Source organism: Sorangium sp. So ce836, from assembly GCF_028553905.1.
Classification (GTDB): domain Bacteria; phylum Myxococcota_A; class Polyangia; order Polyangiales; family Polyangiaceae; genus Sorangium; species Sorangium cellulosum_D.
Window position 1 is genome coordinate 2,334,928 of sequence record NZ_CP102233.1, and the last position, 25,894, is coordinate 2,360,821.

Consider the following 25,894-nt stretch of genomic DNA (forward strand, 5'->3'; position numbering starts at 1 on the left):
AGACGTGGATTACCCCTGACGCAACGATGGCCGCACGCTCTCTGCGGCGAGGTCGAACATCGGCGGTCTCGCTCACGGTTCTCGCGCGGACGTAGGTCGCGCCGGCTGCTGCTCGGGAGGTAGGGAGGAGACGAATCGGCGTTCACCAGCAACCTCAGGAGAGTACCCATGGAACCGGTCGCATTCGCAGAGGAGAGCGTGGGCCTGGACGGCCTGATCGATGACGATTCGATCGAGCAGCTCAAATCGTTCTGTCGGGGCGAGATGTCCGCGGTGGAGACCTACCGTCAGGCGATCGCCGCCGCGCGCGAGGGCTGGGAGGTGCAGCAGCTCCGGCTCAACCTGGCGTCGCACGAGGCGCGGGTGCAGATGCTGCGCCGGCGGATCGAGGAGCTCGGGGGCGACCCGCCGTCGAGCTCCGGGCCATGGGGCGCGTTCGCCAAGGTGGTCGAGCGGACCGCGGTGGCGCTCGGCCACAAGACGGCGCTCTCGGTGCTGGCGGAGGGCGAGGATCACGGCCTGAAGGACTACCGGAACGACATCGAGGAGCTCGACTCGGAGTCGCACGTCCTGGTGCGCGACGTGATCCTGCCGCAGCAGGTGTCGACGCTCCGAACGCTGGCCGACCTCAAGCGCCAGCTGCCGTGACGCGGCCGGGCGCTGCGGATTGTTCTGGCGGGGCAGCTACTCGCGAACGCGTACGCGCTCTTCTTCGACGATCCACAGGCGGCCGTCGACCTGCTCGCGCTCTAGCAGCGCGAGCAGACGTCGCACGATCGAGAGCACATACAGTTTGTCTTGGCGGGCCAAGCGCATCACGATCAGCCCCCGGTAGCTCGAAGGGGCGTACCGGCGTACATTGGCAAAGTCGACATCCAGGGTCAGAAGCGCTCTTCCCTCCGCAGCGCACACTGCGGCGATATCCGGATCGGGATGTCCGCCGAGCCCCTGCGCTAGCACCGTCGACGCGTCATGCCCCGCCTGGCGCATCAGCTCGGCGACCTCTTCCGGGAGGTTCTCGTCGATCTTCAGCCTCATCGTCACGATGCTGCTGGGAGGTCGAGGATGCGCTCCCTCGCCAGCTCCGCCGCATACGCGACGGCCGCGCGCACATCGTCAGGATTAAGCGAGGGGTAGCTGCTGACGATCTCATCCGGCGAAAGACCCGCGGCCAGGTTGTCCAGCACGACGGACACCATGATCCTCGTCCCGCGAATGCACGCCTTGCCGTGGCAGACGGCCGGATCCGTCACGATGCGCTCATGCCAGCCCATGGTAGCCTCCTTTGTTTCAACGCCTGTTTCCCTCCCGGCCCTCGCAGCGTTGCGCGAGCCGGAAGGGAGAACACCCCGCTCAGCCCTTCACGTCGTACTCCGCCTGGAGCAGCTTCGCGATCGTCGACAGCTGCATGTTCGACGTCCCCTCGTAGATCTTCCCGATCTTCGCGTCGCGGTAGAGCTTCTCGACCGGGTAATCCTTGGTGAAGCCCACGCCGCCCATGAACTCGATGCACAGCGACGCTGTCCGCTCGGCCACCTCGGACGCGAACAGCTTGGCCATCGCGGCCTCCTTCACGAACGGCTGGCCAGCGTCCTTGAGCCGCGCGGCGTTGTAGACGAGGAGGCGCGCGGCCTCGATCTCCATGGCCACGCGCGCATACTGGAACTGCACGCCCTGGAAGCTCGCGATCGACTGGCCGAACTGCTTCCGCTCGCCCATGTAGCGCATCGCGTGCTCGAACGCCCCGGCGGCCAGGCCGAGCATCTGCGCGCCGATGCCGATCCGACCCTCGTTCAAGGTCTCGATCGCGATCTTGTAGCCCTTGCCGACCTCGCCGAGCACGTTGCCCTCCGGCACCTCGCAGTCCTCGAGGACGAGCTCGCAGGTGCTGGAGGCGCGGATACCCAGCTTGTTCTCCTTCTTGCCCACCGAGAACCCAGGGGACGTCCGCTCGATCACGAAGGCCGTGATGCCCTTGTACCCCTTCGACGGGTCGACGCTGGCGAACACCAGGAACAGCGAGCTCTCGTTCGCGTTCGTGATCCACAGCTTGCGGCCGTTCAGCACCCAGCGGTCGCCCTTGCGCTCGGCCCGGGCCGCGAGCGCGAACGCGTCCGAGCCGGAGCCCGCCTCGCTCAGCGCGTACGAGCCGACCCACTCCCGGCTCAGCCGCGGGAGATACCTCTCCTTCTGCGCGTCGCTGCCCCAGCGGAGGAGCGCATTGGCCACGAGCGTGTTCTGCACGTCGATGAGCACGCTGACGCTCGGGTCGACCACGGCGAGCGCCTCGACCGCCAGGATCGCGTTGAAGAAGCTCGCGCCGGAGCCCCCGTACGACTCCGGGATCTCGATGCCCATGAGGCCGAGATCGAACATCGGAGGGAGCAGATCGCGGTCGAGCGCGCCCTGCTCGTCCATCGCCGCCGCGCGCGGCGCGACGCGCTTGCGGGCGAAATCAAGCACCGAGTCGCGGAAGAGGCGCTCCTCGTCGGAGAGCTGGGTGAGCGGAGGATGGGACACGACGGTTTCTCCTTGTGGGTCCATGGCGCGGCGCGGCGGAGGCGACCGCGGCGTCCCACTATGCACCGCGAGGACCGCAGGCGAAAGCCGTTCGTTCGCGCCCGCCGCGCCCTCCGCCGCGGGCCGGCTCATCCGTCGTATCGCTCCTCGCGCGCCTCCCGCGCCTCCCGCGCCTCCCCCAGAGGGCCGGGAGGCCCGATCGTCCAGGCTGCTACGCGCTCTCCCCGGTCCCGGGCGCCGCGCGCGCTCCGTCGCGGCCGCGCCGCGCCTCAGGGCTCACGCGCTCACGCGCGCTTGTCGGCGGGCACGTCGCGCCGGCGGCACCGGAGCAGCGTGTGGGCGAGGCCGAGGTGGTCGATCTCCGCGTCGACGATGAGCCCGGCCTCCTCGATGCAGCGCTTGATGTCGGCGGCGCTGTACATGCGGCTGTTCCCGTTCGCGAGGCACGTGAAATACAGGGAAGAGCCGTGCAGGCAGTGGACCGCCACCTCATTTTCCTGGCGATCCCAGAACGTGTCGAGGATCCAGAGCTCCGTCTCCTTCCCCATGGCGGCGCGCGCCCGCCGGAGGATCTGGGTGATGTCCGCCTCGGAGAAGCACACGAGGAACTGGCTCATCCAGATGGCGTCGAACCCCGTCGGGAACGCCTGTCCGTGATCGAGGAAGTCGATGGGCGTGCCCATGACGCGGCCGAGCAGGCCGTGCTGCTCCACGTTGACGCGCGCGTCCTCGAGCTGGCCCGGAAGGTCCAGGATCGTGACCCGCACGTCGGGGTCGTGCGTACAGCACTGGATCGCCCACCGGCCGGTGTTGCCGCCGATGTCGAGGAGCGTCTTCGGCCGCCGCTCGAACACGATGGGCAGCGCCTTCGGGAACGCCGAGTCGGAGTAGAGGTGATCGAAGGCGAACCAGCTCTCCCTCACCTTCGGCGGGAGCTCCGGGAGCGCCTCGTAAACCGTCGGCCAATCGCCGAAGACCTTCAGGCCCGCCGGCTTGCCGCCCTCGATGGCCTCGTCGAGAAAGCGCATGCCCTCGTAGCAAACGTCATGGATGAAATCCATGTTGATACGGGTCATCCGATCGTTCTCGACGATGAGCCCGACCCGCGTGATCGCGTAACGCTCTTCACCTTCGCGCCCCCCTCGCCCCTCTCGCCCGCCTCGCCCCTCTCGCCGCTCTCCGTTGCCGCCGGCGAGCTCCACCAGGCCGAAGCTCAGGCTCGCCTCCAGCAAGGTCTTGGCCGCATAGGCGGAGAGGCCGGTGTCCTGGGCCACCTCCGCCGGCGTCCGGCCGGCCTTGCCGGCGCGCTGCAGCGCCCTGAGCACGCCGCGGTTTCTCATGACCCGCGCCACCTGGAACATGACGGGCGCGAACGCGATGCGCTGGGCGGCGAGCATGGCGTCGAGGGCGGGATTCGGGGCGGGATCGTTCTTCATCGAGCTCCGGTCGTCGGGGATTGGGGAGGGCGAGGCTAGCGAGCGCCCGCGCGCTGGAGGAGCAGGGCGAAGCCGCCGAGGCCCGTGAGCAGCGCGCACTCCGCCCGGCCCTCGTCGGCGAGCGAGATCCCCATCACGCCGCAGGCCAGGCCGAAGGCGAGCGTCGCGACGCCGAGCCGCCGCTCATCGGTCCGCCGGGCAGACGGAGAGGACGGTCGCGTGCGGTAGGGGCTTGCCACCCGGGGATGATACCACCGTCCCCGACGTCACAAGGACGCCGCGGCGATGTCGGTCAGCTCTTCGTCGGTGAGGGGGAGCGGGTTCGCCTTCATGCTGCTCGCCGCCCGGGCCTTCTGGACCAGCGCCGGGAGGTCCGCCTCGCTCACGCCGTAGCGCCGCAGGCCCGGGATCGCGAGGTCGCGGCAGAGCTCGCGGACCCAGGCGATCCCCTCCTCGGGGGCGGCCCCGGCCCGCCCGGTGACGAGCGCGGCGATCTCGTCGAAGCGCGGCAGCGCCGGGTGCGCCGGGGCGCGGCCGCGCAGCGCCCGCAGGTTCACCTCGAGGACGGCCGGCAGGAGCGCGGCGCACACCGCGCCGTGCGGCGCGTCGAACGTGCCCCCCACCGGCGCGGCGAAGCCGTGGACCGCCCCGAGGCCGGCGTTCGCCAGGCAGAGGCCGCCGAGCAGGCTGGCCACGGCGAGGTCGTCCCGCGCCGGCGCGTCCGCGCCCTCGAGCACCGCGCGGCGGAGCGAGCGCGCCGAGCGGCGGATGCCCTCGCGCGCGAGGCCGTCGGTGAGCGGGTTGCTGCGGATCGACAAGAGCGGCTCGATGAGCTGCGAGAGCGCGTCGAGCCCGCTCGAGGCGAGCACCTCGGGCGGCGCGCCCGCGAGCAGGTCGGGGTCGATCACGGCGAGGCGCGGCAGCATGAGCGGGCTGCGCAGGCTCGCCTTCACGCCGGCCTCGCGCGACGCGAGCACCGCGTTGCGCGTCACCTCCGAGCCGGTGCCCGCGGTCGTGGGGATCGCCACGAACGGCGCGGCCGGCCGGGAGAGCGCCTTCCCCTGGCCGATGACCTCCAGGTAGTCGAGCGGGTCGCCGCCGTTCGCGAGGAGCGCGGCGATCGCCTTGCCGGCGTCGACCGCGCTGCCGCCGCCCAGGGCCACGACGACGTCGCACCGCTCGGCCGCGGCCCTCGCCGTGCCCTCGCGCGCGATCTCCACGGTGGGCTCGCCCGCGACGGCGAAGGTCACGGCGGCGATCTTCGCCTCGGCGAGCGCGGCGAGGAGCGGCGCGGCCCGGCCCGGGCGCTGCCCGGTGACGACGAGCGCCCGCGTCCCGCCGAGGCCCCGCACGGCCGCGGGCACCTCGGAGAGCTTGCCCGCGCCGAAGACGATGCGCGTGGCGGTGGCGAACTCGAAGGCGAGCTCGGAAGGCCCGGAAGGCGGAGGCGCCATGTCAATACCCCGCGTCGTCCGGGAAGACATTGACGTATTTCCGGCTGGTCCGCGGCTCGGCCATCATGTCGGCGACGGTGTCCCGCCACCGCTTGTAATGCTCCGTTTCCTTGTGCGCGGCCGGCGCCTCCTTGGTCCTGTAGACCTCGACGAGCACGAAGCGCGCGGGATCCTCGATGTCCTGGACGACGTCGAACCGGGCGATCCCCGGCTCCTTGACGCTCTCGCGCGCGTTGTCGAGCGTCGCCTGGCGGAAGGCGCCTACGTGCTCGGGTTTGACATGCACATCGACATGCACGATGAACAGGCTGCTCTGCATGCGCGCAATCTAGCTCGGTCGCGCTGCCGCAGGAACCCGGCTCGTGACGCGCGGGCGCGCGGGGCCTCTCGGCGTCACCTGGCCGCGCGGGCCGCCCGGCGCCCGCGCGGCCCGCGCGGCCAGGTGACGCCGCCCGGCGTCGCGCGGCTGTCGCCCGCGCGCGCCGCCAGGCGTCGCGCACCTGTCGGCAGAGCGCCTTCGCCCCCTGCGTCCACTCCCGACTTGGCCCGGCCGGCTGCGGCGTTACGATCCCCGTGAATCGGCGGGTGGCCCGGCAGGTGTCGAGTCCATCTGCGCCGCGAGCGAGGAAGGTCGATATGGCGGATCCGACCACGGAGAGCCCGCAGCCCGACGCTGCGCGCTCGATCGCGCTGGACTCCATCGAGTTCGTCTCCGATCACGGTCTCCTGAAGGGCTGCGCGGGAGGGACCGGCTGGAGGAACGCCGGGGAGCCGTGCCCCCAGCCCGAGTGGACGCCGGAGCGGTCCGTCCCGGTGTCGATCTCGATGGGCCGGAGCGTCGTCATCCGGCTCGGGCTCTCGTCGAGCGGCGGCGCGCCCGCGGCGCCGGCCGAGATCCGCGGCGTCGGGCCGGCGGGGCTCACCTTCGAGAGCGGCGGCCCCGCCGCCTTCGGCGCGCCCGTCGAGCTCACGTCCGCGCGGAAGATCGAGCGGAGGATCCAGAAGCTCAACCTCAACGTGAGCTGGTCGGCCGGCGGAGGAGCCACGCTGTCGCCCGGCCGGACCTCGAACGTCGTTTATGTCACGATGGGCAGACCCCTGACCGACAAGCAGGATGTCTGGCAGGAAGACGGGGTGACCCTGAAGCGGATGGACAGGTCGGTCTCCTGGGTCGCGCCGCTCAACACCCTCGATCCTCACGAGATCGTCGCGTCGATCATGGCCCGATTCCCGACGTACACGCTCGTGCCGAGCCCCAGGGTGCCCCGGGAGTACCACCACCCGACGTACCTGAACGACCAGGGCGGGGCCTGGGCGATGACCGATTATGTGGAGGAGACCGGCGAGTGTCAGGCGATCGTCCGCCTCCTCCGCGGCATGCTGCGCCAGCTCGGGATTCCCGGGCGGACCCGGATCCTCGTGGTCTGGGGCGATCCCAACGTGGGCGGCGGGCGCAAGACGCTGTCGGCCGATCTGGAGGAGCGGCCGTGGGCGGGGCTCGACACGACGCAGGTCGTGGGGGGCCGCGTGTGGCGCGCGGCGCTCATCGACGGCCCGGTCGAGGAGGGGGGGACGTACCCCGCCTCCCATACGCGCCTCCCCGACGGGACGTTCAGCCCTGGGCTCAACCGGTACGAGGCGGTTCTCGAGTTCGCGCACGGCGGCGTGACGCGGTACTACGCGGGCGGCGCCGGGGTGTTCGACCGCGTGGAGCCGATCCTGGGCGTCTTCTGGGGGCTCATCTGGTTCAGCTCGGCGCCGAACGAGGGGTTCCGCGTCGAGAAGATCGTGGCGAGATACCGATAATCCGGAGGTCTTCGATGAACGCGCAGGAATGTCTCACGCAGGAGGTGGACGCGAAGGTCGCGGCGTGGCTCTCGGCCGTGGCGCGCGTGCCGCCGGGCGGCTTCACGCAGGTCGCGCGGTTCGACGACGTGCCGGCCCAGGCGCGCGCCGACTCGCTCTACTGGTGCGACTCCATCTTCAGGAGCGACCTCAACCCTCACAACGAGGCGGTGGGGGCGCGCCACGCGATCCACGCCGCCACGGACGACACGCCCGATCTGCTCCGTCACGAGTACGCCGCGGGCGGGCTCGGGCTCACCGTCACCGAGGGGCGCAATTTCGTGCTCGTCCAGGTCGACCGCGCGAGCCTCGATATCCTCGCTCTCTGCGGCAAGGACCGCGCCGCCGCCGCGCGCCGGGTGGCCGAGGCGATCTTCAACACGGGCATCGAGTCGAACACGGTGGGCGTCCCGATGGCCTCCGGCCCGGTGGGCTGCCCCGGCGACATGCCCGATCTCGAGGAGGGGGCGACGTTCGCGAGCAATCCGGCCGTGGACCCGGATCTCCTCGCCTGCTGGAAAGACCGCACGGAGTGCGGTGTTCAGGACGGGAGGCTCTATTTCCTCTGCTACAAGAAGTCGTCGCAGCGCGCGGGGTTCGCCAACGCCTGGCAATGGTTCGACGACCGGAAGACCGGCGTCGGGTGACGCAGGCAGAGGCGTGAGGCGGCGGAGGAGAGCGAGGTAGGGGAGGGGAAGCCGCGGCGGTGGGGGAGCAGGAGGAGGAGGGGGGAGGAAAGGAAGGAGGGGGGAGGAAAGGGAGGAGGGGGGCATAGAGGAGAGCAGGAGCGCGCTGCGCCGGTATTGCGTCTGCGCGCCGCGCGCGGGATGTTGCGCGGGTGGCGGGAGCACAGCAGCCCAGGATCTTGATCTTCCCAGGCGGCTCCGCGGGCGCGGCGCAGGCGCTCGCGGCGGCCCGCGGCTACGTCGCGGCCCTGGCCCGGGACATCGAGGCGGGCCTGGATCTGCTGGCGACCCAGCCGTTCGACGTGGCCGTGATCGGGGCGGAGGGGCCGCCCCGCGAGGCGCTCGCGCTCTGCCGGAGGCTGCGCGCGGCGCCGGGCGGCGATCGCGTGGCCGTGGTCGCCGTCACCGGGAGCGCCGGCGCGGCCACGGCGCTGCTCGAGGCGGGCGCGACGGTCGTGGCGGAGGCGAGCGAGCCGTCGATCGCGATCCAGCTCGACGCGGCGGTGTGGTGGACGCGGCGGCCCTCGGCGCACGTGGCCGACCGTGCGCCGGCGGAGCGCGCGCTGCTCGAGCGCGCCGCGCGCTCCTTCCGCGACGCGTCCACGGAGGTGATCGGCCTGTTCGTGTGGGACGCGGCGGGGGGCATCCTCGACGCGAACGACGCGTTCCTCGGCATGATCGGCTATGCGCGCGAGGACGTCGAGGCGGGCCGCCTGAACTGGGTGGCGATCACGCCGCCCGAGCTCCGCGACCAGGACCAGCGCGCTCTCTCGGAGGTCCTGAAGCACGGGATCTGCCCGCCGTTCGAGAAGGAGTTCCTCGCCCGCGACGGGCGGCGCCTGCCCGTGCTCATCGCCCCCGCGCTGGTCGAGGGGTCCCGCGATCGCGGCGTCTGCTTCATCGTCGACATGACGGCGCGCCGGGCCGCCGAGGACGCGCTCCGCGCGAGCGAGGAGCGCATGCGGCTCGTCGTGCGCGCCACGAGCGACGCCTTCTGGGACTGGGACCTCTCGTCGGGGCGCGTCACCGGGAGCGAGCGCATGCGGAGCTTCTACGGCACGGGCGGCGGCGACATCGAGGAGGACGCGGTGTGGTGGTTCGAGCGCGTCCACCCCGACGATCGCGACCGCGTGATGAACGGGCTCAGGCGCGCGATGGAGGGGAGCGAGAGCACGTTCGAGCTCTGGTACCGGTGCGTGCTCGCGGACGGCAGCTACGCCGACGTCCACGACCGGGGCATCGTCATGCGCGACGCGTGCGGCAGGGCGTACCGGATGCTCGGGGCCGTGTCCGACGTCACCGAGCGCCGGCAGCTGGAGGCGCGGCTCCTGCTCGCCGATCGCATGGCATCGCTCGGCACGCTCGCGGCCGGGGTGGCGCACGAAATCAACAACCCCCTCGCGTACATGGTCGCGAACGTGGATTTCGCGCGCAAGGAGCTCCGCCAGAAGGGCGCCGCCGCGCGCATCGACGCGCTCCTGTCGGCGCTCGACGAGGCCGCGGAGGGCGGCGCGCGCGTCCGGCACATCGTGAGCGGCCTGAAGACGTTCTCGCGCGCCGACGACGGCGAGCTCGGCCCGGTCGAGGTCGATCGCGTGATCCAGCTCGTGCTGCGGATGGCGCAGCAGCAGATCCGGAGCAAGGCGCGGCTCGTCGTGGAGCTCGGCGCGGTGCCGCCCGTCCACGCGAACGAGGCGCAGCTCGGCCAGGTCATCCTGAACCTGCTCGTGAACGCCGCCCAGGCGCTGCCGGACGGGAAGGAGGCGGAGAACGAGATCCGGATCACCGCCGCGCCCGCGCCGCCCGGCCGCGTGCGCATCGAGGTGCGCGACACCGGGCCGGGGATCGCGCCCGAGCACCGGAGCCGCATCTTCGACCCGTTCTTCACGACGAAGCCGATCGGGGAGGGGACGGGGCTCGGCCTCGCGATCTGCCACGGCATCGTGACGAGCTTCCGGGGCGAGATCGCGGTGGAGAGCGAGGTCGGCAAGGGCGCGTGCTTCCGCGTGCTCCTGCCCGCGTGGCGCGCGGGCGCCGGCGAGGATCGCGACGGCGCGCCGGGCGGCGCCGACGAGGTCCCCGAGGAGGCCGCGCAGTAGGCGTGGCGCGCCGTCCTCGACGGAGAGGCGCCGACGGACAGGGGGGGCGGGCCGCGCGCCGGGCGCGCTCGTGCGGGCTGCGCGCCGCTTCGTGGAGCTGGCCGCTTGCGGCGGCGGTTGCGCGCGCTCAAGGTGCCTCACGGGCCCCATGAACGCTCGATCGGTCAGGGCCGCAGCTGGGCTGCCCGGCGGAGCAGCGGGAGGGGAGCGCGCCGCGCGGCGCGGTCCGGTGGTGAGGTTCGAGGATGATCGAGAAAACGGGCCGCATCCTGGTCGTCGAGGACGATCTGGACATCAGGAGCATCCTGTCGCAGCTCCTCGCGTTCGAGGGCTATGAGGTCGAGGAGGCCGCGGACGGCGCCGAGGCGCTCGCGCTGCTGCGCAAGGACGGGCCACCCGCGCTGATCCTGCTCGATCTGATGATGCCGATCATGGATGGATGGCAGCTCCGCGCCGAGCTCCAGCGCGATCCTGCGCTCTCGTCGGTCCCGGTGGTCATCGTGTCCGCCGACGTGAGGGCCGAGCAGGAGGCGTCGCGGCTCTGCGCCGCGGGGCTCCTGAAGAAGCCGCTCCAGATCGAGCCCCTGCTCGAGCTGGTCCACCGCATCTGCGGCGCGCCGGCGCGGTGAGCCGGGCGGGCCCGGCCGGCGTGCCGGCGGATCGCATCCGTTTCTGACGCTCACCTCGCTTGCTCGGCGCCGCGCGCCCCTCGATGCGGCGCAGAGGGGTTCGTCCGTCCGCGCGCATGCGCTCACCTCTCGGCCTGAGCACCGCGCTCGACGGACAAAGATCGCGGCGGGTGAGCAACGGTATTGGTCGGTGTGTGTTCTGTATCGCATCAGCGCTTGAGTCGTCGTTCCAGGACTCGTCGCTTGTGCTCATGTGCCCTTGACAGAACGGAGCTCGATGTGATGGCGTATCCCGCGGGGGAAGAATGTTCCTTCGGATGCTTGCCATGCCGTATCGCCTCAGCCGAGCCGGCGTGTGCCTCACGCCTCTCCAGCGAAGCGTGCGCTGGATGGAGATCGGGCTCTTGGCGGGAGTCGCGTCCCTGCTCTCGGCCTCGTGCGCGCCGGAGGAGCCCGGCCGGCCCGAGGAGGCGATCGTCCTCGGGGCACTCCTGCCCTTCTCCGGCAGCGAGTCGGCCATCGGCCGCAACCTCGAGCAGGCGATGTTGCTCGCGGTCCAGGATCTGAACGCCGCGGGGGGGCTCGACGGGCGGCCGTTCCACCTCCGGAGCCGGGACAGCCACTCCAGCGTGGAGCGCGGGTTCGACCAGCTGCTCCATCTGCTCTACACGGATGAGGTCCATTACCTGATCGGGCCAGAAGAGAACGCGCTCGCCAGCAAGAGCGTGCAGGAAGTGAAGTTGGCCGACGCGTTTCACATGCTGCCGGGCTATGCCGCGCCCCCCATCGCGCGCAGCGAGGCGATGGGGGGCTGGATGCGGCTCGCCCCTTCCTCGTTCGACGTCGGCTGCACGCTGGCGCGCATCGCCTTCGACGACGGCATCCCTACCGTGAACAGCCTTGCCGCGGGGGACGACTACAACACCAGCGTCAGCAGCGAGTTCACGACCCACTTCGCGGCGCTCGGGGGGAGGATCCTCCCCTCGGTGACGTTCCGGTCCGGCCAGCAGACGTATGCGAGCAAGATCGAGTCCGCCTTCGACGCCAAGGCCGGCCGGACGCTCCTCGCCGCGTATCCCCGCACCGGCTCGACCATCGTGACCGAATGGACCGTCTCCGGGCGCCCGGGCAATTGGTTCCTCGGCCCCGCGCTGCGCACCGAGGTGCTCCTCGCCAACATCCCGACAGGCTCTCTCGACGGACACCTCGGGGTGTCGCCGTCGCTCAGCCTGCGGAGCGAGTGCCGCACGACGACGACGGCCGGGGGCGAGCGGGCGGTGGACTGCGCGACCGGGAACGCCGCCGCCTTCCTCGAGCACTTCTCCAGCGGGTGGGACGGCGACGCGCCGCTGCCCGCGGCGCACTTCTATTACGACGGGGTCGTGCTCATCGCGATGGGCCTCGTGTACGCCCAGGCGAAGACCGGGGGGATCCCGACCTCGGGGCACGAGCTGCACGAGATCATCCGCGAGCTCAACGACCCGGCCCACGAGGCGGCCTCGTGGCGCGACCTCCCGGCGGCGATGGCCAAGCTCCGCGCGGGCATCCCGCTCCGCTACGTCGGCGCAGCCGCCGAGTACGAATTCGATAAATACGGGGCGAACAGGCATCACTTCATGCAGCTGTGGACCGTGGAGGGCGACGCCTTCGTCGATCTCGCCCCCGTCCCCGTCAGCTGCTTCCCCGGGTGACTAACTCGCTGCGAGATCAGTGCTTCACGTAAGGATACCGCGCACGACCGGATGAACCACGGACCTCAAAGGGGGGCTCATGAACAGGATTGGACGATGCTGGGGGGCGGCCTTCGGGCTCGCGCTGATGACGGCGGCATGTGGATCGGGCGACACCACCGGCGAGGGCGAGCAAGCCTCGCCCATCATCCTGCGCGCGCCGACGCCGAAGAGCGAGTTCACCGCGACGGAGATCGAGGCGACGCTCGACGCGCTCGTCGACAAGATCAACGAGGGGGCCATCGAGCCGATGCAGATGGCGATCCTGCTGAAGTCCCTCGGCGGGTTCTTCACGCCGATCACCACGGGGGCGAACCGAGCCATGGGCGAGCTCGGGGTCACGGGGAACGTGGTCGGGCCCAGCGGAACGAGGGGCGATCAGCAGCAGAGGGCGGAGGCCCAGAATGAGCAGATCGGACAGGCGGTGACGGACGGCGCCGAAGGGATCGGCGTCTCGCCCTTCGGCGACGCCATCGCGGCCGGCATCGATGCGGCCGTCGCCGAGGGGGTCCCTGTGGTGACGCTCGACACCGACGCCAAGGGCTCGAAGCGCGCCATCTATGTAGGAACCATCAGCGAGGCGGCCGGCGTCACGGCAGGAAACACCCTGCTCGGGCTGCTGCCCCCGACGCTGGGGACGGTGGTGATCCACGGCAACGTCGACCCGTCCTGGGTCGACGGATTGAACCGAATGCAGGGGGCCCGGGGCGTCCTCGAGAAGGCCGATTACACGGTCGTGGTGCGTCAAACCACCTGGGGCCCGAACGGGGAGGTCGACGACGTCGAAGCGATGAGGGCGTTGATCGAGACCGCTGACCCGCCCGTCGTGGGGTTGCTCGGCCTGCACGACATCTCGTACCGGTGCGCGATGGCGGCGGAGGCCGCGGGCCGGACGGACCTCCCGGTCGTCACCTTCGACTACGATCTGAAGACCGTCGAGTACATGCGTCAGGGGCTCATCAGGGCGACGCACACCCAGCGGCAGTACTACGCGGGGTACCTCGTGCCCTACATCCTCTACGGCATCGGGACCATCGGCCTCGAAGCGACCAAGGAGGCCCTCGCCCCGCAGATGTTCGACGAGAGCCGGCTCGACGTCGGCCTGGACGTGGTGCTGTCGACCAAGGTCGACGAGTACAACCGCTTCCTCGACTCGATCGGCGCGACTCAGTAGCGGTGCCGTAGCTCGAGGAAGACCTCGCGCGGCGAGAGCGGGTACTCGAAGCCCGAGAACCCGGGGTCCGGACCGGTGGCGCCGAGGAGGTTCTTGGCGCGGAGCGCCACGGTCGTCTCGTGACCCGGAATCAGCCACAGGTTGCGCGCCACCAGGCTGGCGTTCCACATGAAATACGGCGGCAGGTCGAAGCTGCGGCCGTTCTCCAGGATGCTCGCGTCCGCGGCGCGACGGGGGCCGACGACGATCCCCTGCGTCGAGAGCTCCAGCGGAACGGAGCTCGGCGACGGCACCTTCACGTAGGCGCCGGCCCGGGCCACCCAGCTCGGGTAAGCGACCATCGCCGGACCGACCAGCTCGGCCTGATAGCCCACCTGGCCGGATTCCCGCGTCGAGTGGACCGTCTCGAACGAGGCGTAGCCGCCGAGGGCGTCGCCGCGCCGCAGCTCGGCGCGCGTCGCCCAGAAGACGGACGTCTGGCTGGCGAGGTTCTCGGCCGTCTGGTTGATGCCCCGCGGGACGAACTCTGCCTTGTCGCTCAGCCGGCTGTAGGACACGCTCGTGCTCGCCGAGGCCCAGGCGGCCGGCCGCCACGTCACCTCGGCGTCCACGGTGTGGATGCGCTGAGGCCTGAGATCCACGTTCCCGATCACGTCGCCCGGGACGAGGGGCTCGGCATAGAGCAGGTACGGGGACGGCGCCTTGAAGGCGCTGCCGTACAAGAGCTTCGCCACGACCGTCTTCCCGAGGTGCGACGTCGCCCCGAAGCGGCCGGTCATCTGATTGCCGTATTTGCTGTGGCGATCGTAGCGGAAGCCGCCGGTCAGCTTCAGCCAGGGATCCAGCACCTTGAGGTTGGCGCTGAGCAGCGCCCCGACGTCGACCAGCTCGGCCGAGAGCCGCTCCCGCTCCGGCGAGCCGAACGCCTCGCCCGTGAGCTTGCTGACCCGGCGGAAGGACGGCAGATCCTCTTTGTCGTAGATGGACTCGAGGTTCAAGATCACGTTGAACCGGTCCCACGGAACCCACCGGAGCTCGACGTTGGCGTCGACGCCGCGGTAGGCCATGCGCCGCTCGATGTAGTACCAGCCGCCGGCGACGTCCACGCGATCCCCCGGCAGGACGCCGCCCTGGAAGTACATGCCCTGCACCGCGAACGCGAGCTCTCGGTTCAGCTGGAAGAGCCCGTCGAGCGCCACACGGCGCTGTTGCAGGCTGATCACGGTGCCGGCCTCGCGCCCGAAGGCGTCAGTTCCGCCCGTGAGCTGCGCCCATTGCGCGAAATCGCCGCCGCGCCGGAAGCCGGACCAGTACGCGCTGAGCGCGAGGTGGTGGCCGCGGCTCGGATCGCGGAACGCGATGCGCGAGCCGATCACCCCGGAGAGGCGCTCGAGGTTCTGGGCGTCGATGCGCCCGGCGTTGTACATCGGGACGCGGGGGGCCGGGGACTGGCGAGGCATCTCCAGGCCGCTCCGGTCGTCGAGCTCACCCGCGGCCGAGATCATCATGTCGAAGCGGCCGCTGCTCCACCCGCCCACCACGTCGAGGCGGCCGCTCGGGTGATCCTTCGTCACGCCGGCGTGCACCGTCCCGTCGACGAAGGGGATGTCCTCCGGCGACAGGGTGATGATGTTGACGACGCCGAGGAACGCGTCCGCGCCGTAGAGCGCCGACGCCGGGCCGCGCACGACCTCGATCTGCTTGATGGCCGACAGCGGGATCAGCTCCGTGCCGAGCCAGTTGCCGCTGGTGGTCCGGAACGCCACCGAACGACCGTCGATCATCACCTTGATCCCGCCGCTCTCGGCCCCGAGCCCGCCCGTCATCCCCTGCACGCCGGCGTTCGGCAGGATGTGGTCGTCCACCAGGTAAAAGCCGATGACGTGCTGGAGCGCCTCGCCGACGCTCTTGTACCCCCAGCGCCGGATCTCCTCGGCGGTGATCGCCGTCACGAGGGCAGGCGCGTCGTCGAGGGTCTCCAGCGTCTTGGTGGCGGTGGACACCTCGACGTCGAGCAGCCGCAAGAGGTCGACGCCCTCGAGCGCGTCATTGCGCTGCGCTTCCCCCGCGGACCTCGGCTCTCCCGGTGCCGTCGCGGCCGTCGGCTGAGCCCACGCGGCGCCTGGCATCGCGGCGATCGCCAGGGCAACAATCCACTTGGTGTCGAGCGAGGCAAAGGTCATGCGGTTACGCTTCGTTTTGAGCCTTCGGCCATGGTGGAATCGGGCCAATCGTCAGCTCGCTTTGGCGGTGGCGGCGAGCTCCTGCCTCAGGGCGACGCTGACGGCATCGAACTCCTGCCGTAGCCGCGAGAGGTCGCCCTTTCGCGGCAGGTCGCCCTCGCGGGCGGCGAGCTGAACCTTCTCCGCCAGCTCGGCGACGCGCGCCGCGCCGATCGACAGCATGCTGCCTTTCAGCTTGTGCGCGCTCGCCATCACCTCTTTGGTCATGGCCTCCTTGAAGGCCGACTCCAGGCTGTCGAGCTGCCCCGGCACGTTCTTGAGGACGAGCTCGATCAGCTTCCGCGACCGCGGGACCTCGGGGTCGAGCACGGGCAGGACCGGCGACGGCCTGTCGGCGTCCGGGAGCAGCGGGCCCGGCTCCGGCTCGTCCCGGTTCAGCACCACGTGCCGCCACAAGGTCTTCTGCAGCGACTGAGGTCGCACCGGCTTGGCCAGGTAGTCGTCCATCCCGGCGGCGAGCACCCGGTCCCGCTCGCCGACCAGGGCGTGCGCGGTCAGCGCGATGATCACCGTGTGGCGACCGATCCCGCTCTCCCACTCGCGGATCTTCTGGGTGGCGGTGTACCCGTCCATGACCGGCATCTGGCAGTCCATGAGGACGGCGACGTACTGCTTTTGCTTGACGCACTCGAGCGCTTCCAGGCCGTTGCTGGCGGTCTCGACCCGCAGGCCCAGCTGCTCCACCTGCTCCATCGCGACGTAACGGTTGATCTCGTTGTCGTCGACGACCAAGACGGGGAGCTTGCTCGCGATCCGGCCCGGCTCCACGCCGGGCTTGCTGACGGGCGCGGCCGCGGCGCCCGTCAGCGCGCTCTGCAGCGTGTTGTAGAGCTCGGACACGCGCAGCGGCTTGGGGAGCTGCGTGACGACGCTGGACTCCAGCCCGCTCAGCGCCACGCTGGAGCCCATGTGGTAGAGCGCCACGATCGGCAAACGATGGAGCCCCGGCACCGACTGGACGGTCCGGACGAACTCCTCGAGGCCGAGGTCGTCCATCTGGACGCCGACGACCGCGGCGCTGAACGGCCGCTGCTCGAGCAGCCCGAGCTCCAGCCGGTTGATCGCGTCTCTCCCGGAGGCCATGGCCTCGGCGTCGAAGCCCCAGGCCACGAGGTGCTCCACGACGACGTCGCGCCAGCTCTTGCTGATCTCCACCACGAGCGCGCGGCGCCCGCTCGCCCACTCGGCCGACCGGATCTGCTCGGCCCCGGCCGTGACGCCGACCTTGATCGTGAACCAGAACCGGCTGCCCTGACCCGGCGTGCTGTCGACGCCGATCTCGCCGCCCATGGCCTCCGCCAGGTGCTTGCTGATCGCGAGGCCCAGGCCGGTGCCGCCGTGCTTGCGGACCAGCGAGCCGTCCACCTGCGTGAAGGCGGAGAAGAGCTTTTTCTGGTCGTCGGCGGCGATGCCGGGGCCCGTGTCCACGACGGCGACCTTCACCAGCGCGGAGGCCTTGTCCTGCTGCGCCGTGATCGCGTCGATCAGCACCTCTCCGCGCTCGGTGAACTTGATCGCGTTGCCGACCAGGTTCGTGAGCACCTGGCGGAACCGGTCGGGGTCGCCCACGACGCCGGTGGGGACGCGGCGCTCCACGCGGTACACGAGCTCGAGGCCCTTCTCGTGCGCCTGGCTCGCCATCAGCTCCGCGACCTCCTGCACGACGAGGCGCAGGTCGTAGGACACGTGCTGCGCTATGTACTTGCCGGCCTCGAGCTTCGAGAAGTCGAGGACGTCGTTGATGATCGCCATCAGCGTGTTCGCCGAGGCGTCGACGGTCTCCACGTAACGCCGCATCTTGCCGTCGAGCGCCTGGCTCTGCATGAGCCGGATGACCCCGAGGATCCCGTTCATCGGCGTCCGGATCTCGTGGCTCATGTTGGCGAGGAACTCGCTCTTCAGCCGCGACGCCTCGAGGGCCTGCTCGGTCTTGACGCGCAGCTCCTCGAAGGCCTGCTCGTTGGCCTCGACCATGCTGTTGAACGCGGCGCCGAGCAGCTCGAGCTCGTCGCCGCTCGAGATCTGCACGCGCTCCCAGCTCTTCCGCGCCGTGCCGGTCGACTCGGCGAGCGGCGCGTTCGAGCGGAGCCCGGTGGCGATGGCCCCCGCGGCCGAGCGCAGCGCGAGCAGCGGCTCCGTGATGTGGACCGCGACGCGCTTGACGAGGAAATAGCTCGCCGCGACGCAGCCGATGATCAGCGCCACGATCAGGCCGAGCGTGGTCGCGAGCCGGCTCGCGGCGACCTCGCGGGCGTGGGCCATCCGCTCGGCGACGCTCTTCGTGCTGATGCCGTAGATCACGGTCCCGGCCTGGGTCCCCTCGGAGACGACCGGGGCCGAGACCTCGAGGACGTCCACCCCGCCCATGGGGTTCGCCCGCCGCTTCAGCGCGGGCCGGGGCTGGTGCACCGCGCTGATACCGAGCGCCTGAAGGTCCTTCACCGTGAGGGCCGGCGCGTCCTTCGCGCCGCTCGCGGGGCCGAGCCCGCTCGCCGCCCAGACCCGGTTCTCCGAGTCGACGAACAGGCCATACGCGATGTCGCTGTTCTCCGAGACCGTCTGGTAGATGAGCGCCTTGACGTCCCCGAAGAGGTTGTCCGCCACCAGGCTGCGCAGCGCCAGCGACTGGTTGAAGCCGAGCAGGCGCGCCTTCTCCTCGAGGCTGCCGAGGAGCTCCTGCTCGCGCGTCGCCTGGACCTCGCGATCCGTGGAGTAGATGAGGGCGCCGCTCGACAGGAGCGTGGCGCCGCCGAGGAGCAGGAGCGCGCCGAGGATCAGGCGCAGCAGCTTGTTACGGAGCGAGCCGTGGGCGTTCGGGGTGGGCATGACTCAGCGTGGACGCCGCGACGAGGCCGGCGGGGGCGCGGAGAGGGTCGTCACCGACGAGGTCGCGCCGGCCTTCGCGGCGCGCGCCGCCACCGCGCGCTCGATCGCGGGCGCCAGGGCGACGTGCAGCTTGGATTTCGAGACGATGCCGTCGGCGCCGACCTTCTCGCCGATCGCGCTGAGCTGCTCGACGTCGCAGCCGGAGACGAGGACGATCCCGAGGTTCGAGAGGTGCGCGTTCTCGCGGAGCAGCTTGGCCAGCTTGTCGCCGTTGATGGTCGGCATGTTGATGTCGAGCGCGACCACGGTGATGCCGTCCCGCTTGATGACCGACGTCGCGCCGATGGGCGTGGCCAGCTCGGAGACGACGAAGCCAGCCCTGACGAGGACGTTGCACATCGCCTCGCGGGCGATCTCGTCGTCGTCGATCACGAGCACCCGGATCATGAGCGCATCCTCCAGGGCTGCCGCTCCACCACGCGACACCCCCGCCGCGGCGAGGCCGAAGGGCTCCAGCAATGACCTTGGAGGGCGCGAGCCGACCCGCAGCTTCGGGGACCTGTATGCATTTGAAAAGGCAACGGCATGGCGTCTCCAGTCCCCCCTCGAACTGCGGTTATCGACCGACGAGAAAGTCAACCTTTCCGAACTGGCTGGAATCGAGGCCGAAGCGCCGCGCGAGCCGCACGTCGACCAGGCGCTTCACGGAGATGGGCAGGCGCACGTCCGACGCCCGGAGCTTCCAGTCCGCGTCCCCGAGCTCGTAGAGGAGATCCGCCGCCTGAAGCGTGAGCGCCTGCGTATCGGGGATGGCCGCGAACGTCCCGAACTCCGCGTGCTCGTTCACGAGCGAGCGCACGGCCACGACCACCGGCGCGCCGAGCCGATCCACGTACGGCAGCCAGACGTCGGTGAGGAACGTCGGGCTCAGCAGGCCATTGTCGTTCGGCAGCCAGATCGCGTCAACCTCGGCGCGCTGGAGCCGCACCAGGGCGGCGCGGAGGTCCTGGACGCGCGGCTTGTTCGAGAGCTCTTGCTTCACGAACGTCAGCTTCTCCACCTGCATGAGGGTCTCTTGCCGGGCGATGTGGCTGGCGAAGCCCTGGCGGTACACGACGCCGACCTGGCGGACGTCGAGGCCCAGCGTGCGCAGCCCCACCATGGCCGTGACCGCCGGCACCTCGTACGAGATCGCCACCGAGTTGGGGACGGTGCGCTGGAGCTCCTCGGCGAAGGACGCCATCAGGATCAGCGCGACCGGCGGTGTCGGCGTGGTGCGCACCCAGCTGCGATAGAGGAGCACGGTCGAATTGTTGACCAGCACCACCGCGCGCGGGCGATCCCTCGCCACGATCCGCCCCACGGCCTCGGGGCTCGACTCCTCGATGCGCAGCGGGGAAATGGTGACACGGTATTCGTCGGAGAGCTCGACGCGGAGCGACTTCAGCATGTCCTCGAGCTGCGAGTCCGCGGGAGCGATGATGGAGATGACGGGCCTGCCGTCCGGAGGCGGCGCCTCGGACAGCGGGGCCGGATCTCTGGCGGCCTGGGGGGACGGGCCCGGCGAGCAGCTCAGGGGCAGGAGGAGCCCGAGCAGGGCGGAGGCTCGCCAGAGCGAGCGCGGACCGCGCGGACGCGTCGATCTCATCGCCATTCGTCCACCCCCAGGTCCGCCAGCACGTGCTTCGGGAGCCTCCGGATCGCGCCCTCGATCGATTGACGCTCGCTCAGGAACGTCACCGCCACAAGCCCGACCTTGGCGGTCGAGAGACTCAGGATCGTGAAGCTCATCTTGCTCTTGGACTCGAAATCGGCGCGGAACCGCTCCGGCAGGAGCACCGCGTCGGCCGTTTGAAACTGGAGCAGCTGCAGCAGATCTTCGATCTTCGTGACGCGCTGGACCTCGGGCGCGTCGTTCACGCCGAGCAGGCCGGCGACGAACCTCGGGAGCGACTTCCGCTCGACCAGGTCGACCATCCCGTACCGGAAGGAGGAGAGCATGTCCCTGGCCAGCAATTTCGTCGAGACCAGGAGGTATTGCTCTGCGTCGCTCCCCGCCCTCAGACCCTGGAGGTCGACGCCCCGGTTGAGCGAGGTCAGGACCGGCCTGGGCGACAGCGCCGCGTTCGGCGGGCTGACCTCGAGCGCCGTCTTGAAATCGCTCAGCTTGCCGAACACCGTCACGTCGACGCCGGGCATCGCCTCCTCGATCTTCTGCTCGAGCGCCCGAGCGCGAAGCGGCGTGACGGCATAGACATAGAGCGTGGCCTCGGGGCCGGCCGTGAGCGGCGAACTGAGCAGCAGGAGACAGCTCCCGAGGAGCAGCGCCGCGGCGAGCAACGCCGCCGGCGCGCGCCGGGGCTGGACGGCCCGGCGCGGGCGGCGCCAGGCTTCGGCGAGCCGAGCGCAAGCGGCGCGGAGCTCGGCGATGCGGCGAGATGTTCCCGGCCGCGCCGGCGCCGCCAGAAGGTCGTTTGGCCGCGCACACGGCGAACTCAAGCGGTGCGCGATCCGCGCTGGAGATGCGAGGTGCCCCAAGGCCCGCTCGACCGCTGCTCGCGGTACCCATCTGGAACGCCTGCGACTCCTTTCCACCCGCTTCATCCCCTCCTGGTCACCGTAAGAGGACAGCGTAACCGACGGTCAACCCTCCTTGTCAAGCGCCCCAGAGGAGTCGACCGTGTCAAGCGCCGAGAAGCGCGCGATCGAATGATCCGAACGAGCTTGGCGAAAGGCGGACCTTGGCGAGGGGAACAACACACTCGCGGCCGCTGCCGCGCAAAACTAGCGCCGCAGTGATCCCGGCCGGCGTCGCCGCTCACGCGCGGCACACGGGGGCGCGCGCGACTCGTGCTGCCGTCTCAGGACTGATTGTCGCGCGCCTGTCGCACGCGCGCGCCGCCCTCTCCTCGCTTGCGCATGAGTGGCGCGCCGCGCCGCGTCTCGGGGCCTCCCTGAGCGGTGGAATCTGGCGCTGGCGATCCGGAGCGCCGCAGCACATCGTGCCTCGCCGACCTACATGTGGAGAGATGAGGCACGGAATGGCATAACACTTCACCTTGTCACGCGCCGCGCGTGGGATCGGGCGTGCAGAGGGCGGGGACGCCCGCGCGCTCCGTCGCCGGGAGGGAGCCCGGCGCTCGAACTGCCACGCTCGCCGGAGGAGCGCGGCCCGGTGGGGCCTTGTTCAACGGAGGAATCGCCGCGCCGTGGAGCGCGGTCCGCGCGGGGCGCGGCTACCTGACCGGCTGCGCCGCGAGGGGCGCCTCCCCCTCCGCGCGCTCGCGGGCGCCGTGCTGCTCCTGGATGTACTCGGAGAGCCGCCGATCGGCGTCGTCCCCGAAGAGGATCCGGCACGCCTCCCGGAGCCCGGGCGAGCTCGCGAGCTCGCCCGGGCGGATGAGGAGCGAGATCTTCGTGCGCCGCCGCAGGAAGTCCTCGAGCTTCACGATCATCTCGTGCCGCGCGGCGTGCGCGATCTCGCACCGCACGTCCTCTGCGCCCTCGATCGGCGCCTCGGCCATGGTCGGGTCGCGCCGGATCTCCTCGAGCAGCTCGCGCGCCGCCGCGCCGTACCGGCGCCACAGCCGCGCGCTGAGCTTCTCCGCGGCGCGCGGCGGCGTCAGCGCGTCGAGCTCGAGGAGGCGCGCCCTCTCGAAGAACTCGCGGCGAACCTCCTCGGCCGGCTCGCCGTACCAGCGCTGCGCCGGGCGGGGCAGCGCGACGCCGAGCTCCTCCACGGCGGCGCAGATCTCCTCGCCCACGTTGATGCAGTCGGTGAGCTTGCCGCCGAAGATGCTCACGTGGGCCTGCGCGCGGTCCACCTCGATGGCGTGCTTGCGCGAGAGCTGCAGCCAGTCCTCGTCGCCGCCGCCGTTCGCGACCGCGAGCGGGCGCACCCCGCAGCGCTCGGCGATGACGTCCGCCTCGGTGAGCGGCCGCGGCAGGTCGAGGCGCTTGTTGATGTTCGACAGCACGAAGCGCCGATCCTCGGGCGTCACCACGGCATGAGGGCTCTCGACGCGGGTGTCGGTCGTGCCGATGCACGTCCTCGGGCCCATCGGGATCACGAAGAACAGCCGGCCGTCGTCGGCGAAGAACGTCAGCACCCGGCGGCTCGGGGTGAGCCGATCCACGATGAGGTGGATGCCCTTCGAGAAGATGTGCCTGTGGCTCGTCCGCTGGCCGGTGAGCGCGTTGTGCGCGTCCACGAACGGCCCGCAGGCGTTCACGAGCACGCGCGAGCGGATGGCGAGCTCCCGCCCCGTCACGACGTCGCGGGCGCGCGTGAGCCACGCGTCCCCCTCGCGCCGCGCGCCGAGCGACTCGACGTAGTTGGCCGCCCGCGCGCCGTGATCGAGCGCGGCGCGGACGAAGCCCCAGACGAACCGCGCGTCGTTGTCGACGAGGTACGCGTCGGAGTACTCGAATCCTCCGTCGCAGCCGTCCAGGTTGATGATGGGCTCTTCCCGCGCCATGACCCGGCGGGAGAGCAGGCGGGGGATCTTCGTGAAGAAGCTGCCGATGATCCAGTAGAGCCAGGCGCCGAGGAAGAGCTTGAAGAGGCCGTGGCGGAACCCCCGCTCGTGCGCGGTGTAGAACCGGATCTCCTGCACCGTCGACGGATAGCTCCTGAGCAGGAGGTTCCTCGACTTGCAGAGCTTCCGCACGAGCGGAAACTCGAAGCTCTCCATGTACTTGATGCCGCCCCAGGCGAGGTTCGACGACTCCTGGCTCGTGAATCCGGCGAAGTCGCCGCGGTCGATCAGCGCGACCTTGGCGCCCTTCGCGGCGAGCGCCGCGGCGGCGACGGCGCCGTTGATCCCGGCGCCGAGGACGAGGACGTCGAAGGTCCCGCGGCTCAAGCTGTCGATGTTCGTGGCCCGCAGCATCGATGGCGATCCGGCGTGAGGCGCGGCTCTCGCGCCACCGGAGCTCTATCACGTCTCCGTGGCTCCGGGGGCGGCGTGCGGGTCGAAAAGCGCGCTCTGGGGCGCGCGTCGCGACAGCGTGGGCGCGCGGCGCGCAGCGTGGGCGCGCGGCGTGGGCGCGCGCCGCGCTCCGCCTCCGCCCTCAGCCCATCAGCCCATCGGCCCATCGGCCGTCGTCGCCGCCGAGCGCGTCGGGCGACGGCGCCGGGAGGGCGCGGCGCGGGCCGCTCTTCGGACCGAGGGCGTGGCCGGTGTGCAGGTGCTGCCACCGCGCCATCTTGGTGTAGACGCCGTCCCGACGCAGGAGCTCCGCGTGCGCGCCGTGCTCGACGATGCGGCCGCGCTCCAGCACGAAGATCTGATCGCAGTCGACGATCGTGCTCAGGCGGTGGCTCATGAGGATGATCGTCCGCTGGCCCTTCAGCGCGCGGAGCGCCTCGCCGATGGTCCGCTCGTGCTCGGCGTCGAGCCCGTCGGTCGGCTCGTCGATCACGAGGATGGGCGCGTCCGTCAGCAGCGCGCGCGCGATGGCGATGCGCTGCCGCTGGCCGGTCGACAGGTTGAGCCCGCCGTCGGCGATCTGCGTCCCGTAGCCGTCCGGCAGCGCCTCGATGAAGCCCGCCGCGCCCGCCATCTCGGCCGCCCTCCGGATCTCGGCGTCGGTCGCGAAGGGGCAACCGTAGGCGATGTTCTCCGCGATCGTGGCCGGCAGGAGGATGCTGTCCTGGAGGACGAGCGCGATGTGCCGGCGCAGGTCGGCCACGCGGATCGCGCGCGTGTCGATGTCGTCGAGCCTCAGCGCGCCGCACGTCGGGTTGTGGAAGCGCGGCAGCAGGCTCAGCAGCGTCGTCTTGCCGGAGCCGACCGAGCCCACGAACGCGACCATCTGCCCCGGCCGGATCGTCGCGTCGATCCCGCGCAGCACCGGGTGGCCCGGGCGGTACTCGAACCCGACCCCGTCGAGCGAGAGCACGCGCGGCTCGGTCGGCAGCGACGCCGCGTCGTGCGCGTCGACCACCGCCTGATCGCGGTCCAGCACCTCGAAGACGCGCTGGGCGCCCGCGACGCCGCCCTGCACCGCGGCGCCGGCGCCGGTCAGCTTGCAGAGCGGATCGTAGAGCATGCCGAGGTAGCCGAGGAACGCCGTGAGCGCGCCCAGCGTCATGCCGGAGTCGCCCGCGCCGCCGCGCGCCTCGACGACGAGGTAGCCGCCGTAGCCGAGCACCAGCGCGCCGCCGAGCCCGAGGATCGAGCCCACGGTGAGCACGTGACCGAGCTCGTCGTGGTGGAGCCTGAGCCACGCCTTCACGCTGTTGCGCAGCGTCGCGTGGAAGCGCGCCTCCTCGTCGGCCTCGCGGCCGAACGCCTGGACCAGGCCGATCGAGGCCATCGAGCGCTGCACGGACGTCGTGAGCTCGCTCTCGACCTCCTTTGCCTCGGTGCATTTCTTGTGCAGCGCGCGCCCGAACCGGTGGTTCGTGAGCAGGAGCGGCGGCACGACCGCGAGCGCGAGCAGCGTGAGCGGCAGGCTGCGCGAGGCCATGATGCAGATCATCACCGTGAGCGTCAGCGCGCTCCCCATCACCGCGACGGCCACGTTGAGGATCCCGTGGAACCCGGCGGCGTCCTGGTTGAGCCGGTAGAGGGCGTCCCCCTGCGGCTGCGCCCGGTGATAGCCGATGTGGAGCGCCTGGAGCTTCCTGTACACGTCGCAGCGCACGCGCGTGAGCCCGCCGTAGCCGATGCGGAAGTTGATCAGGGCGCGGCCCATGCCCACGAACTCCTGCGCCACGCGGAGGACGAGCGTGATCGCCGCGAGCCCGAGGACGCGGCCGAGCAGGCTGTCCGGGAGCGGCGAGAGGAGGAGGCGGTGGACGAGGTCCTCGTTGCGGGGCCCGCTCGAGATGAGATCCACGATCACGGCGATGGGCCACACCTGGAGGAGGCTGATCGCGATGGAGACGCAGACCAGGAGGGAGAGCGCGCCGATGCGCGCCCACTCTTCCTTGAAATAGGCGCCCACGCGGAGGAAGAACCGGAGCCGATCCGCGCCGGCTGCCGAGCGGCTGCTCGGCGCGGCGCGCCGCTCTGCGGCCATCGCTGGGGAACGCCTCGATGGCGCGATCCTGCCCCCGCGCCGCGGCGAAGGGTGATAGTCCTTGCGGTGAGCTTGTGCGCTCATGGTTCGCTGAGCTCTCTCCTGTCTACGGCTGAGGTGGCCGCCGGCGGCCCGGGCTTCGGGCCCCGCCTGACGGTCCATCGGTTCCGACCGGTAGCGAGGTATCGGCGCAGGTGTAACAGCCCTTCGCGGTCGCGCTCAC

Annotated in this window: 21 protein-coding genes; 7 read left to right on the plus strand and 14 right to left on the minus strand. The window is 70.9% G+C overall.

The window, feature by feature from the left end:
* Positions 1–168: 168 nt before the first annotated feature.
* The gene (locus tag NQZ70_RS08530; RefSeq protein ID WP_129573775.1) at positions 169–648 is read left to right on the plus strand and encodes a DUF2383 domain-containing protein; all 480 of its coding nucleotides are present in this window, start codon (positions 169–171) and stop codon (positions 646–648) included.
* A 36-nt stretch (positions 649–684) separates the two neighbouring features.
* On the opposite strand, the gene NQZ70_RS08535 is transcribed toward NQZ70_RS08530, so the two are convergent.
* The 7 genes from NQZ70_RS08535 to NQZ70_RS08565 all read right to left on the minus strand — a co-directional run bounded on the left by NQZ70_RS08535 (position 685) and on the right by NQZ70_RS08565 (position 5,729).
* The gene (locus tag NQZ70_RS08535; protein WP_129573776.1) at positions 685–1,038 is read right to left on the minus strand and encodes a DUF5615 family PIN-like protein; all 354 of its coding nucleotides are present in this window, start codon (positions 1,036–1,038) and stop codon (positions 685–687) included.
* Positions 1,039–1,040: 2 nt separating this feature from the next.
* Positions 1,041–1,274, minus strand: coding sequence for a DUF433 domain-containing protein (locus tag NQZ70_RS08540; protein WP_129573777.1), 234 nt, complete (start codon positions 1,272–1,274; stop codon positions 1,041–1,043).
* A 79-nt stretch (positions 1,275–1,353) separates the two neighbouring features.
* Entirely contained in the window at positions 1,354–2,520 is a 1,167-nt protein-coding gene (locus NQZ70_RS08545; RefSeq protein ID WP_129573778.1) for an acyl-CoA dehydrogenase, read from the minus strand.
* Between the two features lie 284 nt (positions 2,521–2,804).
* Positions 2,805–3,956, minus strand: coding sequence for a class I SAM-dependent methyltransferase (locus NQZ70_RS08550; RefSeq protein ID WP_129573779.1), 1,152 nt, complete (start codon positions 3,954–3,956; stop codon positions 2,805–2,807).
* Positions 3,957–3,991: 35 nt separating this feature from the next.
* Positions 3,992–4,195 (minus strand): hypothetical protein, encoded by a 204-nt coding sequence (locus NQZ70_RS08555; protein WP_129573780.1) that lies wholly within the window; start codon positions 4,193–4,195, stop codon positions 3,992–3,994.
* Positions 4,196–4,222: 27 nt separating this feature from the next.
* On the minus strand, positions 4,223–5,410 hold the full coding sequence (locus NQZ70_RS08560) for an iron-containing alcohol dehydrogenase (protein ID WP_129573781.1): 1,188 nt from the start codon (positions 5,408–5,410) through the stop codon (positions 4,223–4,225).
* 1 nt (position 5,411) lies between these two features.
* Entirely contained in the window at positions 5,412–5,729 is a 318-nt protein-coding gene (locus NQZ70_RS08565) for a putative quinol monooxygenase (protein WP_129573782.1), read from the minus strand.
* A 317-nt stretch (positions 5,730–6,046) separates the two neighbouring features.
* Here NQZ70_RS08565 and NQZ70_RS08570 point away from each other — a divergent pair, with 317 nt between their 5' ends.
* The 6 genes from NQZ70_RS08570 (at position 6,047) to NQZ70_RS08595 (ending at position 13,573) form a co-directional block, all read left to right on the plus strand.
* Entirely contained in the window at positions 6,047–7,216 is a 1,170-nt protein-coding gene (locus NQZ70_RS08570; RefSeq protein WP_129573783.1) for a hypothetical protein, read from the plus strand.
* Positions 7,217–7,230: 14 nt separating this feature from the next.
* Positions 7,231–7,902 carry a hypothetical protein gene (locus NQZ70_RS08575; RefSeq protein WP_129573784.1) on the plus strand — a complete coding sequence of 224 codons (672 nt, stop codon included), beginning with the start codon at positions 7,231–7,233 and terminating at the stop codon, positions 7,900–7,902.
* Positions 7,903–8,093: 191 nt separating this feature from the next.
* Positions 8,094–10,040 carry an ATP-binding protein gene (locus NQZ70_RS08580; RefSeq protein WP_237245151.1) on the plus strand — a complete coding sequence of 649 codons (1,947 nt, stop codon included), beginning with the start codon at positions 8,094–8,096 and terminating at the stop codon, positions 10,038–10,040.
* Between the two features lie 245 nt (positions 10,041–10,285).
* Positions 10,286–10,669 carry a response regulator gene (locus NQZ70_RS08585; RefSeq protein ID WP_061628355.1) on the plus strand — a complete coding sequence of 128 codons (384 nt, stop codon included), beginning with the start codon at positions 10,286–10,288 and terminating at the stop codon, positions 10,667–10,669.
* 326 nt (positions 10,670–10,995) lie between these two features.
* Complete coding sequence (locus NQZ70_RS08590) at positions 10,996–12,360, plus strand: ABC transporter substrate-binding protein (RefSeq protein WP_237245152.1); 1,365 nt, start codon at positions 10,996–10,998, stop codon at positions 12,358–12,360.
* Between the two features lie 79 nt (positions 12,361–12,439).
* On the plus strand, positions 12,440–13,573 hold the full coding sequence (locus NQZ70_RS08595) for a substrate-binding domain-containing protein (RefSeq protein ID WP_129573786.1): 1,134 nt from the start codon (positions 12,440–12,442) through the stop codon (positions 13,571–13,573).
* On the opposite strand, the gene NQZ70_RS08600 is transcribed toward NQZ70_RS08595, so the two are convergent.
* The 7 genes from NQZ70_RS08600 to NQZ70_RS08630 form a co-directional block, all read right to left on the minus strand.
* Positions 13,567–15,756, minus strand: coding sequence for a TonB-dependent siderophore receptor (locus tag NQZ70_RS08600; RefSeq protein WP_129573787.1), 2,190 nt, complete (start codon positions 15,754–15,756; stop codon positions 13,567–13,569). The two genes, NQZ70_RS08595 and NQZ70_RS08600, sit on opposite strands and share 7 nt — an antisense overlap.
* Positions 15,757–15,807: 51 nt before the next feature.
* Positions 15,808–18,642, minus strand: coding sequence for a response regulator (locus NQZ70_RS08605; protein ID WP_129573788.1), 2,835 nt, complete (start codon positions 18,640–18,642; stop codon positions 15,808–15,810).
* A 3-nt stretch (positions 18,643–18,645) separates the two neighbouring features.
* A complete protein-coding gene (locus NQZ70_RS08610) occupies positions 18,646–19,089 on the minus strand; it encodes a PleD family two-component system response regulator (RefSeq protein ID WP_129573789.1) in 444 nt (147 codons plus the stop codon).
* Positions 19,090–19,258: 169 nt separating this feature from the next.
* Complete coding sequence (locus NQZ70_RS08615) at positions 19,259–20,290, minus strand: hypothetical protein (RefSeq protein ID WP_237245153.1); 1,032 nt, start codon at positions 20,288–20,290, stop codon at positions 19,259–19,261.
* The gene (locus NQZ70_RS08620; protein ID WP_237245154.1) at positions 20,287–20,982 is read right to left on the minus strand and encodes a hypothetical protein; all 696 of its coding nucleotides are present in this window, start codon (positions 20,980–20,982) and stop codon (positions 20,287–20,289) included. Before NQZ70_RS08620 ends, NQZ70_RS08615 begins: the two co-directional genes overlap by 4 nt.
* Positions 20,983–21,878: 896 nt before the next feature.
* Entirely contained in the window at positions 21,879–23,534 is a 1,656-nt protein-coding gene (locus NQZ70_RS08625; protein ID WP_129573792.1) for a glycerol-3-phosphate dehydrogenase/oxidase, read from the minus strand.
* Between the two features lie 181 nt (positions 23,535–23,715).
* Complete coding sequence (locus NQZ70_RS08630; protein ID WP_129581228.1) at positions 23,716–25,671, minus strand: ABC transporter ATP-binding protein; 1,956 nt, start codon at positions 25,669–25,671, stop codon at positions 23,716–23,718.
* Positions 25,672–25,894 lie beyond the last annotated feature (223 nt).

Excerpts from the sequence above, each read along its gene's own strand:
- NQZ70_RS08530 (WP_129573775.1), top strand. The coding sequence starts at position 169 with ATGGAACCGGTCGCATTCGCAGAGGAGAGCGTGGGCCTGGACGGCCTG.
- NQZ70_RS08535 (WP_129573776.1), bottom strand. The coding sequence starts at position 1,038 with ATGAGGCTGAAGATCGACGAGAACCTCCCGGAAGAGGTCGCCGAGCTG.
- NQZ70_RS08540 (WP_129573777.1), bottom strand. The coding sequence starts at position 1,274 with ATGGGCTGGCATGAGCGCATCGTGACGGATCCGGCCGTCTGCCACGGC.
- NQZ70_RS08550 (WP_129573779.1), bottom strand. The coding sequence starts at position 3,956 with ATGAAGAACGATCCCGCCCCGAATCCCGCCCTCGACGCCATGCTCGCC.
- NQZ70_RS08560 (WP_129573781.1), bottom strand. The coding sequence starts at position 5,410 with ATGGCGCCTCCGCCTTCCGGGCCTTCCGAGCTCGCCTTCGAGTTCGCC.
- NQZ70_RS08565 (WP_129573782.1), bottom strand. The coding sequence starts at position 5,729 with ATGCAGAGCAGCCTGTTCATCGTGCATGTCGATGTGCATGTCAAACCC.
- NQZ70_RS08570 (WP_129573783.1), top strand. The coding sequence starts at position 6,047 with ATGGCGGATCCGACCACGGAGAGCCCGCAGCCCGACGCTGCGCGCTCG.
- NQZ70_RS08575 (WP_129573784.1), top strand. The coding sequence starts at position 7,231 with ATGAACGCGCAGGAATGTCTCACGCAGGAGGTGGACGCGAAGGTCGCG.
- NQZ70_RS08585 (WP_061628355.1), top strand. The coding sequence starts at position 10,286 with ATGATCGAGAAAACGGGCCGCATCCTGGTCGTCGAGGACGATCTGGAC.
- NQZ70_RS08590 (WP_237245152.1), top strand. The coding sequence starts at position 10,996 with ATGCCGTATCGCCTCAGCCGAGCCGGCGTGTGCCTCACGCCTCTCCAG.
- NQZ70_RS08595 (WP_129573786.1), top strand. The coding sequence starts at position 12,440 with ATGAACAGGATTGGACGATGCTGGGGGGCGGCCTTCGGGCTCGCGCTG.
- NQZ70_RS08600 (WP_129573787.1), bottom strand. The coding sequence starts at position 15,756 with ATGACCTTTGCCTCGCTCGACACCAAGTGGATTGTTGCCCTGGCGATC.
- NQZ70_RS08605 (WP_129573788.1), bottom strand. The coding sequence starts at position 18,642 with ATGCCCACCCCGAACGCCCACGGCTCGCTCCGTAACAAGCTGCTGCGC.
- NQZ70_RS08610 (WP_129573789.1), bottom strand. The coding sequence starts at position 19,089 with ATGATCCGGGTGCTCGTGATCGACGACGACGAGATCGCCCGCGAGGCG.
- NQZ70_RS08615 (WP_237245153.1), bottom strand. The coding sequence starts at position 20,290 with ATGAGATCGACGCGTCCGCGCGGTCCGCGCTCGCTCTGGCGAGCCTCC.
- NQZ70_RS08625 (WP_129573792.1), bottom strand. The coding sequence starts at position 23,534 with ATGCTGCGGGCCACGAACATCGACAGCTTGAGCCGCGGGACCTTCGAC.
- NQZ70_RS08630 (WP_129581228.1), bottom strand. The coding sequence starts at position 25,671 with ATGGCCGCAGAGCGGCGCGCCGCGCCGAGCAGCCGCTCGGCAGCCGGC.